This window comes from Halosimplex amylolyticum (genome assembly GCF_051414035.1).
Classification (GTDB): Archaea; Halobacteriota; Halobacteria; order Halobacteriales; family Haloarculaceae; genus Halosimplex; species Halosimplex amylolyticum.
Map to the genome: position 1 here is coordinate 933,042 of NZ_JBLKNW010000001.1, position 13,219 is coordinate 946,260.

The window sequence follows — 13,219 nt, forward strand, 5'->3', positions numbered from 1 at the left end:
ATGGGGCGAACAGTCTCGCTCGTGAAGCGTTTCGCGACCGCCCTGATCGCCCTTCTCGCGCTGGTCGCGCTCGTCACCGCCGCCGGGTCGCTCGGCGGCGGCGTCGGCCAGCCGACGCTCTACTCCGGGACGACGCCGACTCAACCGATGCCGACCGGGACCCCTGCACCACCCGTTCAGGTAAATGGCACCGGGGACGGGACCTCCCAGTCCACGGCCGTCGACGGCGAGACGCGAGCGGCCCCGCCCGACGCCGGTGACGACGGAGGCGTCTCGTCGCTGATCGTCGCCGGTCTGGTCGGCGCACTGCTCGTCGCCGCCGCCCTCGCTGTGATACTGACCGACGACGACACCCGAGCGCCGCCGCGGGATGACGACGGCGCCGACGGCGGGAAATCAGATCCCCCGACTCCCGCCGTCGATCCTGCCTACGACTCGCCGACCGACAACGCGGTCGTCAGGGCCTGGCGTCGGCTCACCGACCGACTCGACGGCGTCGACGACTCGACGACTCCCGGCGAGGCCGCCAGAGCTGCCCGTGACCGCGGCCTCCCCACCGACGCCGTCGAGGGGATAACCGGACAGTTCGAGACGGTCAGGTACGGGCGGGATGTCCCCAGCGGCGAGCAGGAACGACGCGCCAGCGAACTCGCGGACCGTCTCGACGCTGGCGCGGACCGCAACGGCGGCTCGTCCGGAGGTGACGGGTCGTGAACCGGCGCACGCTCCTGCTGGCGCTCGGCGCTGTCGCCGTCGTCGCGGGCGTCGCGCTGACGCTCCGACCGGGACTCGTCAGCTTCGACTTCGCGACGGTGCTGACGCTCGGCATCTGGGCCGTCGCGCTGGTCGGCGTCGGGCTGGCGGCCTTCGAGCGATTCGACGGCGAAGACGACGCCACCGGAGCGCTCCCGCGAGCGGGCGAGCGCCCGGACTACGACGTCCCGGGCGACGACCTCGCGGCGGCGGTGGGGACCGTCGGGGCGAGCGAGCGCGACGCCGCCGAACGCGACCGGATCCGCCGGCGACTGCGAACGGCAGCGATCGACGCCCTCGACCGGTTCGAAGGCGAACCACCGGCCGAAGCCGAGACCCGACTCGCCGAGGGGACGTGGACCGGAGATCCGGACGCCGCGGCGCTGTTCGCCGACGGCGACGACTCGGTCCACGCCGGCGTCGAACCGGCGTTCGACCGGCACGCCGAGCGAGCGGCCGCAGCCATCGCCCGACTGGGGGACGGTGATGAGAGCGACCCCGCCGGCGATTCCGGACGAGCCGGGAGGATCGCCGATGACTGAGGCGGCGACGCTCGGGAGCGGGCTCGCACGGGGCGAACAGCGACTGGAACGGACCGGTCGCTGGGAGGGGATCCACGCGCTCGCGCTCGCGGCGACGGCGGTCGGCATCCTCGTCGGAACGCCAGTCACCATCCTCGCCGGCCTCGCGGGCGTCGGGTTCGCCGCCTACAGCCGCCTCGCGGAGGCGCCCGACCCCGCGCTCGCCGTCGAGCGCCACGTCAGCGACACCGACCCCGATCCGGGCGACACGGTGCGCGTCACGCTCACCGTCGAGAACGAGAGCGGTCGCACGCTCCCGGACCTGCGATTCTGCGACGACGTGCCCGCAGGGCTGGAAGTCGTCGAGGGGACGGCACGGCACACGACCGCGCTGCGACCGGGCAAGCGCGCGTCGATCGCCTACGAGTTCGAGGCGGTGCGCGGCCGCCACGAGTTCGACAGCCTCACCGTCGTGACGCGGGACGTGAGCGGCGCGAGCCGGCGAACCGCTCGGCAGGCCACGGACCGTTCGACTGTCGTCTGCCGCCCGCGCTACGAGGCGCGGTCGGCCCCGCTAGGCGACCTGGCGACTCGACTCACCGGCAACCAGCCCGTCTCGGCCACTGGCGAGGGGATCGCCTTCCACTCCGTGCGCGAGTACCGGACCGGCGACTCGCTGTCGAGCGTCGACTGGAACCGCTACGCGAAGGAGGGCGAACTGGCGACGCGACAGTTCGACCAGCCCCGCACCGTCAAAGTCGTCCTGCTCGTGGACGCGCGGCGGAAAGCCTACGTGACGGCGGGCGAGAACCGCCGGCCTGCCGTCGACGTCTGCGCTCACGCTGCCGGCGCACTCGCGGGCGGGTTGGCGAACGCCGGCTGTCACGTCGGGTTGGCGGCCCTCTCGCCACGGAACTGCTGGGTCCCGCCGGCGTCCGGCCGAACGCACCGCGAGCGACTCCACGACGCGCTCACGACCCACGACGCGTTCGGCTGGCGGCCACCAGACGCGTCGCAGACTGGGGATGGGGTGGCCGGATCTGCGCCGGTCGACGACGGGTTCGACCGCCTGCTCGCCCAGTTGCCCGGCGACGCGCAGGTGGTCTTCTGTTCGCCCTTCGTCGACGAGCGAGCCGTCGAGGTGGCACGCGCGCTCGACGCGCGGGGCCACGACGTGACAGTCGCGAGCCCGGACGTGACGGCGAGCGACTCCGCGTACCGGCGGCTGGCCGCGACCGAGCGCCGACTCGCGCTCGACGAGTGCCGTCGCGCCGGCGTCTCCGTCGTCGAGTGGACGGCGCGGCCGGTCGACGGGAGTTCGGTCGGGCCCCGGGACGGTACGCCCGAGCGAGCGGTCGCGACGGACGGGGGTGGCCCCCGATGGCGGTGAGTCGCGAGCGCGACCGGCGTCGGCCGCGGGCGAGTCACGCCCTCGCGGTCGTCGCGACGCTGGCGGTGCTGTCGGCGGTCCGCGGATCGACGATCGCCGTCATGATCGGCGTCGCGGGGGCGCTCGCGCTCGTCGCCGGATTGATCGGCCGGTCGGAGTCGTCGGTCGTGTTCGCCGGCGCGACGCTGTTCGCCGCGACGATACTGGCCGCGACTGGCCGGGCGGACGCAGAGTCGGTGTTGCTCGCCGCCTTCGGCGCCGTGGTCGCGGCGGACCTGGGGACGTTCGCCATCGGGATCGAGCGCGACGCCGACGCGGCGGTCGCGACGACCAGGGTCGAACTGCTCCACGCCGTCGGCAGCGTGACGGTCGCGATACTCACGGCCGGCGTCGGGTACGCGCTCTTCGAGACGGTCCCGAGCGGCGGGTCGCTGGGCGTGGTCGCGCTCCTGCTGGGTGGTGTGGTTCTGGCCTGGCTGCTGCGGGAGTGAGCCGGCTTGCGCAGGGCGGAAACGTGTCGCACGGGGTCGATCCGTTCAGGAACGTTAATTACGCAGACGCCGGACCAATGCCTATGAGCGACCGCTTTGACGTGGTGATCGCGGGTGCCGGTCCCGCCGGAGCGCAGTGCGCGCGCGACCTGGCGGCGAGAGAGTACGACGTACTCGTGCTGGAGACCGAGCCCGAGGCCGACTTCCCGCGTCAGAGCAACAAGTCGACTGCCGGCACCTTCCCCTCCATGATGACGGCGTTCAACGTCCCGGACGACGTGGTGATGAACTACACCGAGACCGTCGTGCTGGAGTCCCCGAACGACCACTTCGTGCGCCACCAGCCCGGCGCGGTCCTGGAGTTCGCCGACTTCAAGCGCTGGCTCGTCGCCGAGGGTCGCGAGGAGGGCGCGGAGTACCGCTTCGACTCCCGCGTCTCGAAGCCGATCACCGAGGACGGCGACGTGGTCGGCGTCCGATACGACGGGCAGAAAGAGGTATACGCGGACGTCGTGGTCGACGCGACGGGGCCGGCGGCGCCGCTCGCCAAGGACCTGGGCGTCACCGACCTCGACCGCGAGCGCCAGGCCATCGGCGTCGAGTACGAGTTCGAGGGCGTGCAGGTCGACCACCCCGACTTCGCCGACTGCCGCGACGCGATGATGCTCAGGCTCGACCACGACCTCGCCCCGGGCGGCTACTCGTGGATCTTCCACACCGGCGAGGACACGGCGAAGGTCGGGCTCTGCTATATCCAGAACGACAGCCACCGCGAGTACGCCAAAGAGGGCATGGGCATCGACGACTACCTGGAGTACTGGCTGGAGTCTGACCCTCGCTTCGAGAACGCACAGCGTCTCGACGGCAAGCAACACCGCGGCTCGGCGCACATCCAGGAACCGGGGCAGATGACCACGGACAGTTTCATCGCGATCGGGGATACGGTGCCGACGATCGACCCGCTGTGGGGCGAGGGCATCCACAAGGGGATGCTTTCGGCACGGGCGGCAGCGGCGACCGCCGACCGCGCGCTGACCGGCGAGGTCGACACCTCGGCCGAGGAGATGCGGGTCTACAACCGACTCTGGCACGACGACGTCGCGCCGAAGATGAAGACGCGGCTGCTGATGACGGAACTGCTCTACCTGGCGCCCAACGAGCGCTACGACAGGCTGATGGCGGACCTGCAACGGGCGGAGGGCGACACCCTCGCGAAGGTCAACCAGGGCGACCGGCTGGCGATGCGCAACCTGATGCACCTGAGCGACGTCCCGCTGCTCGTGCGGTTCGCGCGCGAACGACTGAACGCCTGAGGACGTCCCGTCGGGATGGACTGCGACAACCCATCGGGGACCCAACAAGATTTTACCCTCTCCGGTCACCTCCCATGGCATGGAACGGGAACCGAGTAGACGGCGATTCATCACGGGCTGTTGCGTCGCCGGTGCAGGGGCGCTGGCGGCCGGTGGACTCGCGGGCGGTGCAGCGGCCGAGGGGGCCGAGCGGGCCGCGCCGCCAGAGACTCGCTGGGATCAGACGTACGAGATGGGAGACGGCGGCAGGGTGGAGGCGGTCGCGCCCGCGAGCGACGACGGGTACGTCGTCGTGGGGACGGCCGACCCCTCGGAGGGCGAGAACGAGCGCGTGATCTGGCTCTCCAGGATATCCGTCGCGGGCCGTGTCGTCTGGGAGCGGACGTTCGCTGAACGAGCGGTCACGGAAGGGTTCGACGTCGCCGCGACCGACGACGGGTTCGTCGTCGCCGGTCACACCCACGAGAAGGGCTCGAACGCCCAGGACGCGATCGCGCTCCGGGTCGACGCCGAGGGCGTCGAGCAGTGGAGGCGAGTGTTCCACGTGCGCGACAGCACGACGGATACCATGCGCGCGGTGGCAGTCGACGGGGAGGGTCGGTTCGTCTTCGCGGGGTGGACGAGCCGGTTCGACGACGGCTGGGTCGCGCGCCTGACCGACGAGAACAAGATCGACTGGGCGGAGCGCTACGGGCCGGGCTCGCGCAGTCGCTATCACGGCGTCGCCGTGGACTCGGACGGCGGATACGTCGTCGTCGGTGAGAACGTCGACACGTCCGGCGACACGGCGGGCTGGGCGAACAAGCTCGACGGCGACGGCGTCCAGCAGTTCTCCCAGCAGTTCAAGAAGAACTCCAGTAGCTCGACCAACCCGAAAGACGACTACAACGTCTTCTACGACGTGACCGAGACCCGAAGCGGGTTCGTCGCGGCGGGCGCCAACGCGTTCGACCCGAAGACGAACGACCAGCGCGGCTGGGTGCTGGAGTTCAACGTCAACGGCGGCAAGCTCTGGGACAAGCGCTACACCGAGAACAACTACACCGCGCTCTACGACGTCACGTACCGGAACCTGGAGTACTACGTCGTCGGCGAGACGGCGACGGACGGGGACGGCGTCGACTCGCGCGGGTACGCCGCCAGCCTCGGGATCGACGGGCAGATGAAGTGGTCGGGGACCTGGGGCGCGGGCTCCAGCGAGTTCACCGGGTTCCACCTGACAGACGCTACCGGAGTCGTCGCCGTCGGTGCCAGCGCGGACTCGGCCGGCGCGACCGAGCGCGGCTGGGGCGTGCAGATCGGCGGCGACGACGTGGTCACCCCTTCGCCCACGCAGAGTCCGACGCCGACGCCCGCCGGCGATCCGACGGACTCGCCTTCGCCGACCTTCTCCCCCACGCCGACGGACGGGTCGGACGGAACCGTCGCGGCGGGCGGCGGTGACGGGACGGACACGAGCGCTCCCACGCCGACGGGAACACCGGGCAGCGGTGACGGGACCGCCGCCCCGGGTGACGGCGACACGGGGACGACCGCGGCCACGGGAGACGGCGGCGGCCTCTCGCCGACGACGATCGGCATCGGCGCGGTGATCCTCGCGCTCGGCGGGGGCGGGGTACTCTACAACCGATTCCTCGCCGGCGGCGACGACGAGGACGTCGCGGGTCCCGGCGAGGGGACCGGTGGCGCCGCACCGCTCGACACCGGCGACGGCGGTGACGGAGGCGCCGGCGGCGCGGAGCCGACCGAACCGGCGACCGACGAGAACGAGGAGGTCCAGTCCGCACAGACGGTGGTCGAGGGGTCCGACGATACCAGCGAAGCGGCCGACGGATCGGACGATGCTGCTGACGCGGACGACGGGTCCGATGCTGACGACACGGGCGAGTCGGACGCGGAGGCGGAGTCAGAGACCGGTTCCGCCGCCGACGGAGCGACGGACGCGGAGGCGGATTCGGACGGCGACGGAGCGGCCGAAGCGGACGCCGACGCAGCGGACGCGTCTGCCGAGCAGGACGAGACAGAAGCGTCGTCCGCGGACGACGAGTCGAGCGACCAGTAGGGCCCCCGGAACAGAATTCCTCGGTCGCAACCCCTTTCGTTGGCTCGTCCCCATATCGGGTATGTCACAGGATTCACTGACTCCGGAGAGCGTGGCGCGGGTCGACGGGATGCCGACGTTCGGCCTCGGTACCTGGCAGAACGAGGACCCGGGCGAGTGCGCCGAGAGCGTCCGGACGGCCCTGGAGATGGGCTACCGTCACGTCGACACGGCGCAGGCCTACGGGAACGAGTCGGCCGTCGGCGACGGCATCGCCGCGGCCGACGTCCCCCGCGAGGAGATATTCCTGGCCACGAAGGTGTGGATCGACCACCTCGACCGCGACGGCGTGATCGAGTCGACGGAGGAGAGCCTGGCGAAACTCGGCGTCGACTCGCTGGACCTGCTGTACGTCCACTGGCCGTCGCGTACCTACGACGCCGCGGAGACGCTTCCGGCGCTCGAATCGCTGAAAGAACGCGGTCTGATCGACCGTATCGGCGTCTCGAACTTCGAACCGCACCACCTCGACGAGGCCCGCGACGTGCTCGACGAACCGATCTTCGCCAATCAGGTGGAGATGCATCCGCTCCTCCGCCAGGAGGAGCTCCGGGAGTACACCGCGGAGGCGGACATCGAACTCGTCGCGTACTCGCCCCTGATCCGCGGACGGGTCTTCGACGTCCCCGAGCTGTCGGAGATCGCCGAGAAGCACGAGGTCAGCGAGGCACAGGTGTCGCTGGCGTGGGTCCGCGAGAAGGGCGTGACGGCGATCCCGAAGGCGACGAGCGAGGCCCACATCCGCGACAACTGGGAGAGCGTGGCGCTCGACCTCGACGACGAGGACGTGGCGGCCATCGACGCCATCGACCGGACCGACCGCCAGATCAACCCTGGCTTCGGCCCCGACGCCTGGGACTGATCCAGGTCGACCTCGAGGTCGAGGCGACGAGGGGGTGGGTCGGGCTGTCGTCCGGACGACGTCTGGGGCGTCACTGATGTCCCGATCCTATCTCTCAGCGGACCTGTTGGTACGGAACAGTGGAGGCCGTCGGCGAGCAACAGAAGAGGTATACAGCGGGCTGTCGAACCCATCGGGTATGTCCGTCGGGAATAGTCAGGGGGTTGTCGAAGCGATTCGCTTCGACCTGAACAAGTTCCACGAGACGTGGATGGGGTTGCTCTATCCGCGCCAGCGGGGGGCGAGCGACACCGTCCTCGGGAAGTGGCAGCCGCAGACCTCCCGCGAGAAGGTATCGTACACCGCGTGGTCGGCGCTGGGCGCGCTCGTCGTGGCCGTCCTCTATCCGCTCGCGCTGTTCGGCGTCATCGTCCGTTTCCACGCCCGCAAAATCGACGTCTCCGTCGAGAAACTCGGCGCTGTCGGCGTCGTGTTGCTGACGATCCTCGTCTGGGGCGGCCTCTCCGCGCTCGTCGAGTTCCGACTCCAGGCGCAGTTCTCCAGCCAGGAGGCCAACGCGATCATCGCCGCCAGCGTCGTGGCTATCCTGTCGTCGGCGCTCGCCGTGCTCTTCCGGAGCGTCGGGGGCCGGATCACGACCATCGTCTTCGCCTACCCGTTCGGGATGACGGCCATCTTCCTGCCGCCGGTCGTGGCCGCGCTCGTCTCCGACGACGTCGCCCAGTTCAGCATCGTCTACGCCGAACAGATCGCCGAACTCGCTCGCACGGAAGTCCTCGAACCGGTGGGGCTCAGGGACGACGTCGCCCAGCGGTTCGACATGACGGAGTTCGCCTACGTCCTCATCTGGATCGGCGTCTCCGTGCCGCTCGGGTGGCTGCTCGGCATCACCGTCGCGCTGGCCGACTTCATCCGCCCGACCGGCGAGTGAGGACCGGGCCTCACAGGGCGTCCGAGGGGTCGATAACCGTTTCTTCCGGCGCATCTTCGCCCGCTTCGGCGACCGCCACGGAGCCGCTCCGGGCGCGATCCACCAGCACTGTTCCACCGACCCGGATCGGCGCGAGCACACCCGCGACGACGGTCCCCGGGCGGGAGAGCGGCGCGCGGATCGCCACCTCGTCCGTCTCGTCGAGGTCGTAGGTCCCTACCACGCGCTCGCTCCGCTCCAGCAGTCGCTCGTGGGTGAACCGCCGGTCGTCCGCGGCGAGTGCGGTATCGGCCGGTTCGACCGCGTCCGGCGGACTCGTCGGGTTCTCGCTCCACATCTCGGCCTCGAAGTGAGCGACTTCCGGGTCCTCGGACACGTCGCCGTAGACGAGCAGTTTCGTCCCCGGGCCGGGATCGTACGAGTCGGCCCGCGATGCGGGGGCGACGAGCGCCTTGGCGTCGGGCGACGCCTGCGGGTCGAACTGGACGGTCGCACCCAGCAGGGCGGCGCCGAAGAACGCGAGCAGCGGGGGAGGGCTCGGCGCCTCGCCCGCGTCGACGGCCACGGTCGCGCCGCCGCGGACGCCGTAGTGTCGCAGAATGTTTCCCGTCTTCCAGGCGTTCGTACAGAACTTCTCGTAGCTGTACGAGCCGGCGCGGCTGTCAGTCCGAACCGCGATGTCGTCGGTGCGCCGCTCGCGCGCGACAAGATCCCCGATGACGTCCATAGGAGCGCTTCGGTCGGTGTCGGCAAAAGGAACCCGACCCGCTATCGTGGGCGTTTACGGCGCCAGGCTCGATCTGGAATCACGAGCGACCTGGAGAACGGGTTCCGCGCTCGGGCCGCGAATCCACGATAGAGAGAGGCCGCAGACGGGTCACTCGCCGAGCACGTCGATAGCGTCGAGCGAGATCGCGTGGGTGAGTCTGACTCGGTCGTCCTCTCCCCTGTACCGGACGATACCCGCGTCCGCGAGTTTCGGCACGTGAACGTGGTACAGCGACGCGTATACTCGAACGACCTGGCTGTCGTCGGCGTCACCGTCCTGTTCGTCCTCGGCGACCGCCTCGGCGAGGTCATTCAGGTCCAGCGCGCCCTCGGCCTCGTCTAGCAGGCGTATCACGTGGCGCCGACGCGGACTCGAGAGCGCGTCGTACGCGAGCGATTTGTTGCTGTGCCGGAGCGTGCCGTCGGTGGAGGTCATTACCCTCTTTCGGTCCCGTATACGTATATTGGTTTCGCAGAGCGGAATGGCGGAAATTAGCAACTATTCGCCTGTGCCTTCCGTTTACCGAAACCAACCCGAGCCAGCGGGATGGTCGAACTGCCCCGTGGCGACTACATTTCGATTCCCTCAATCTCGCTTCGCACGCGGCGCGTCGGCGGTCCCGTCTCGGGCGTCACGCTGCACCACAGTCGGCCTCGGAGAGGCCCGGCGTCGGCGCGGAACGGGCTACGGCTCGTAGGTCCCGCTCTCGACTTCGGAGACGTCCCCGGTCCCGAAGTGGTCGAACGGTCGGACGTACCTGTGGCGGATCAGCTCTTCGTTTTCGATCTGCAGGCCGAGCCGGTCGAGTTCCTTCGCGATGCGGGTGACGTCCTCGTTCCGCGGTGCGACGCCCATGATCTCGACGTTCTCCTTGCCGGCCATGAGTTCGGTGACCTCGACGACGCCCTCGACCTGGAGCGCCTCGCGTGCGAGTTCCTCCCGGGCGACGATCGGGGCCGAGCAGGTGAACTGGATCTCGAGCTGGTAGCCCGCCCGTTCGTAGTCGATGACCGGGACGTACCCTTCGAGGATACCGCGATCTTCGAGGTCGGCGATCCGGTTTCTGACGGTCCCGTCGGTGACGCCCACGGCCTCTGCGATCTCCACGGCCGTCTTGTGCCGGGCGTCTCGCTGTAACAACTGGATGATCGCCCGGTCGACGTCGTCGAGCGGCGTGAACTCCGCGGACGCACACATCGACTCTAGTCAGGGGCCACGGCCACTTGTCCCCTTCGAGGGGTACCCCGCAGGTAGGTGGGAACGATTTTCGATTACGGATGTGTGACCAACATCCGTAGGGAAGCGTACCGCGCCGAACGGACGTGAGGCGCGGTTTCACAGGTCGCGACCGAAGGGAGCGACCTGCTTTTTCGCCCACGTTTTTTGCGGACGGGTTCCCGCAGGGAGCGAAGCGACCGAGGAAACCCGACCGGGAAAAAGGTGGTTTAGAAGGAGCTCTTGATTTTCTCGAAAAAGCCCTGTTCGACTTCGACTTCCTCGCCACCGGCCTCGGCGAAGGCTTCCAGCGCGTCGCGCTGCTCTTCGTTGAGGGAGTCGGGGGTGACGACCTGCACCTGGACGTAGAGGTCGCCGTTGCCGCGGCGGCGCAGGCGCGGCATGCCCTTCCCGGAGAGGCGGAAGGTCTCGCCGCTCTGGGTGCCGCCGGGCACGTCGAGTTCGACGGCGCCGTCGACGGTGGGGACCTCGATGGTGTCGCCGAAGACGGCCTGCGGGAAGGAGATGGGCTCCTGGTGGTGCAGGTCCGCGCCGTCGCGTTCGAAGTCGGGGTGGTCGCGGACGGAGACCTCGATGAGGAGGTCGCCCTTCGGGCCGCCGCGTTCGCCGGGGGCGCCTTCCCGTTCCATGCGGAGGGTCTGGCCGTCCTCGATGCCGGCGGGGATCTCGACGGAGAGGGAGGCGTCTTCGCGGACGACGCCGTCGCCGCGGCAGGTCGAGCAGGTCTCGTCGTAGATGGTGCCCTCGCCCTCGCAGCGGCGGCAGGTCTGGCGCTGCTGGACGCGGCCCATCGGCGTCTGCTGGACGGTCGTGGTCTGCCCGCGGCCGTTGCACTCGGGGCACTGGTGGGAGTCGGTGCCCGGTGGGTGGCCCTCGCCGTTGCAGTCCGGGCAGGTGTCCGGGCGCGTGACGTTGAGTTCCTTCTCGACGCCGTGGTAGGCGTCTTCGAGGTCGATCGTCAGGCCGGTGCGGAGGTCCCGACCCTGGCGCGGGCGGTTAGAGCCGCCGCCTCCGCCGCCGAAGAACGTCTCGAAGATGTCGGACATGTCGCCGAAGGGGCCCTGGCCGCCGCCCATGCCGCCGCCCATGCCGCCCATGCCGCCGGCGCCCCGTCCCCCGTTGTCGGTGGCGCCGTGCTTGTCGGCCTCGACGTAGCGGTCGTGGCCCAGCTGGTCGTACATCTGGCGCTGTTCTTCGTCCGTGAGGACCTCCTTGGCCTTCTTCGCCTTCTTGAACTTCTCCTCGGCGTCGGGGTCGTCGCTCACGTCGGGGTGGTACTCGCGTGCCTTCTCCCGGTAAGCCTCCTGGATCTCGTCCTCGCTGGCGTCCCGGGAGACCCCGAGCACTTCGTAGAAGTCCTCGCTCATCGCTTGTCGCGGTGTAGAAGATTGAGCTACTTCAATAGAACGGGTCTGGTCTCGCCCTCGCCGTCAGTCCCGATAGGGGGGCGTGTCGAATTCGGCCCCACAGCCCTCGCAGGCGCTGACGACCCTCTCCTCGTCGTCGAGGGTGAACGTCATCGCGTTCGCGCCGCAGTCGGGGCACGGCGCCGGGACCCGCTCGGCGCCGCAGTCGGGACAGACGAACGAGAGGGCGTCGCCGCTCGTGTCCAGTCGGAGGTCGACGGAGGCGCACTCGGGGCACCGGACGGGGACGCGGACGTCCGTGCTCTCTCGCGGGGCGCCGATGGCGAACGCGACGAGGTCGCTCTCCCCCGCGTTGTAGCCGGACTGGTACTCGCCGGGGGCGAACCGGATCGCTTCGCCCGCTTCGACGGTAATCTCCCGGCCGGTGCGCGGCGGTTCGGCGGGCGCGCTCGGCCGGTCGGACGCCGGCAGCGTCTCGAAGACGGCGGTCCCGTCGAGGACGACGAAGATCTCTTCCTGGTCGACGTGCGCGTGGAGTCCGCTCGGAAACCCCTCGCCGGGCGGAATCCGATAGCGGTTGATCGCGACGTCGCTCGTCTCGAGCGGTCCGGAGAGGCCGCGTCGGTCGACGTCGAGGGCGCTACTCGACGGCAGGTCGTCGATGACGACACATTCCATGCCCGGACGCTCGGTCGGGGGCGAGAAATCTTTGTGGGTCGTGTCTGCGGTCGACGGCGACAGCTCGTCGGGGTTCAGGCGCCGACCGCGTCAGACTCCGAGCCACTCGTCGTTGCGGACCTCGTAGCCGTTCTGCCGACAGTACTTCGCGGCCTGTCGGCGAACGTCCCGGGATCCGGGGAGTTTTTCCTTCTCCTCGATGCGTTCGACGATCCAGTCTGCCATGACGGCGATCCCCTCGTCGTCGTCGACGGCGTCGATCGCTTTGAGCTCCCGGAACGTCCGCTCGTAGGCCTCGCGCTGTGAGCCCCAGACCCCGGCGTCGTCGAGCGTCCCAGTCGCCTCCACGACCCGCTTCATCGCGGCGGCCACCGTCGGTCGCTGGACACGCATGCGGACAGCCTCGGGTGAGTCGAAGGTCTCCTCCTCCGTGCTCGGAACGAGTTCCGCGACGTCGTAGGACCCCTCGGGCGTCTCGACCTCGTGATAGCCGACGGCTTCGACGACTTCGAGTCCCGTCGCCGGGAACTCGACGGTTTCGAGTTCCTCGTCGAGGACGTCGAGTTCGCGCTCCTCGACGGGCGGTTCGGTCTCGTCGCCGCGCTCGAGTTCCTCGAGCATCGCCCGCATCCGCTGGCGGTTCTCCTCGTCGAGCGCCTGTTTGTCTCTCCCCTCTCTGTTGTCTGGCATCCCGTGAATTTGGAGTTCGCGGCGGATAACCCTGTGGTCGGTTCCGGCCGTCGCCGGACGCCGCCCCGAAGGGACCTGTTCAATGGGTTTCAAAAACGCGCTTCAGCGAACGCCTTT

General features: G+C 69.6%; 14 protein-coding genes. 8 read left to right on the plus strand and 6 right to left on the minus strand.

Translation table 11 applies throughout. The annotated features are described in order from the left end of the window. The 8 genes from ACMGFE_RS04460 to ACMGFE_RS04495 all read left to right on the plus strand — a co-directional run bounded on the left by ACMGFE_RS04460 (position 1) and on the right by ACMGFE_RS04495 (position 8,362). Positions 1–714 carry a DUF4129 domain-containing protein gene (locus tag ACMGFE_RS04460; RefSeq protein ID WP_436923879.1) on the plus strand — a complete coding sequence of 238 codons (714 nt, stop codon included), beginning with the start codon at positions 1–3 and terminating at the stop codon, positions 712–714. After that, complete coding sequence (locus ACMGFE_RS04465; RefSeq protein ID WP_436923880.1) at positions 711–1,295, plus strand: DUF7269 family protein; 585 nt, start codon at positions 711–713, stop codon at positions 1,293–1,295. Before ACMGFE_RS04460 ends, ACMGFE_RS04465 begins: the two co-directional genes overlap by 4 nt. Continuing rightward, entirely contained in the window at positions 1,288–2,664 is a 1,377-nt protein-coding gene (locus ACMGFE_RS04470; RefSeq protein ID WP_436923881.1) for a DUF58 domain-containing protein, read from the plus strand. Before ACMGFE_RS04465 ends, ACMGFE_RS04470 begins: the two co-directional genes overlap by 8 nt. Beyond that, positions 2,655–3,155: a DUF7519 family protein gene (locus ACMGFE_RS04475; protein WP_436923882.1), complete on the plus strand. Its 501-nt coding sequence runs from the start codon at positions 2,655–2,657 to the stop codon at positions 3,153–3,155. Before ACMGFE_RS04470 ends, ACMGFE_RS04475 begins: the two co-directional genes overlap by 10 nt. Positions 3,156–3,238: 83 nt before the next feature. After that, positions 3,239–4,468 (plus strand): digeranylgeranylglycerophospholipid reductase, encoded by a 1,230-nt coding sequence (locus tag ACMGFE_RS04480; protein ID WP_436923883.1) that lies wholly within the window; start codon positions 3,239–3,241, stop codon positions 4,466–4,468. 79 nt (positions 4,469–4,547) lie between these two features. Next, the gene (locus ACMGFE_RS04485; RefSeq protein ID WP_436923884.1) at positions 4,548–6,530 is read left to right on the plus strand and encodes an MSCRAMM family adhesin; all 1,983 of its coding nucleotides are present in this window, start codon (positions 4,548–4,550) and stop codon (positions 6,528–6,530) included. 61 nt (positions 6,531–6,591) lie between these two features. Continuing rightward, positions 6,592–7,431 carry an aldo/keto reductase gene (locus ACMGFE_RS04490; protein WP_436923885.1) on the plus strand — a complete coding sequence of 280 codons (840 nt, stop codon included), beginning with the start codon at positions 6,592–6,594 and terminating at the stop codon, positions 7,429–7,431. Positions 7,432–7,609: 178 nt separating this feature from the next. Beyond that, the gene (locus ACMGFE_RS04495) at positions 7,610–8,362 is read left to right on the plus strand and encodes a hypothetical protein (RefSeq protein ID WP_436923886.1); all 753 of its coding nucleotides are present in this window, start codon (positions 7,610–7,612) and stop codon (positions 8,360–8,362) included. 10 nt (positions 8,363–8,372) lie between these two features. Here ACMGFE_RS04495 and ACMGFE_RS04500 read toward each other — a convergent pair whose 3' ends face one another. From ACMGFE_RS04500 to ACMGFE_RS04525, 6 genes are all read right to left on the minus strand, one after another. Further along, a complete protein-coding gene (locus ACMGFE_RS04500) occupies positions 8,373–9,089 on the minus strand; it encodes an acetate--CoA ligase family protein (RefSeq protein WP_436923887.1) in 717 nt (238 codons plus the stop codon). Positions 9,090–9,239: 150 nt separating this feature from the next. Beyond that, entirely contained in the window at positions 9,240–9,566 is a 327-nt protein-coding gene (locus ACMGFE_RS04505; protein ID WP_436923888.1) for a DUF7344 domain-containing protein, read from the minus strand. A gap of 249 nt (positions 9,567–9,815) precedes the next feature. After that, the gene (locus ACMGFE_RS04510) at positions 9,816–10,328 is read right to left on the minus strand and encodes an Lrp/AsnC family transcriptional regulator (protein ID WP_436923889.1); all 513 of its coding nucleotides are present in this window, start codon (positions 10,326–10,328) and stop codon (positions 9,816–9,818) included. Between the two features lie 248 nt (positions 10,329–10,576). Then, positions 10,577–11,734, minus strand: coding sequence for a molecular chaperone DnaJ (dnaJ, locus tag ACMGFE_RS04515; RefSeq protein WP_436923890.1), 1,158 nt, complete (start codon positions 11,732–11,734; stop codon positions 10,577–10,579). A gap of 63 nt (positions 11,735–11,797) precedes the next feature. Continuing rightward, entirely contained in the window at positions 11,798–12,412 is a 615-nt protein-coding gene (locus ACMGFE_RS04520; RefSeq protein ID WP_436923891.1) for a cupin domain-containing protein, read from the minus strand. A gap of 90 nt (positions 12,413–12,502) precedes the next feature. Then, positions 12,503–13,102, minus strand: coding sequence for a DUF5789 family protein (locus ACMGFE_RS04525; RefSeq protein ID WP_436923892.1), 600 nt, complete (start codon positions 13,100–13,102; stop codon positions 12,503–12,505). Between the last annotated feature and the right edge of the window lie 117 nt (positions 13,103–13,219).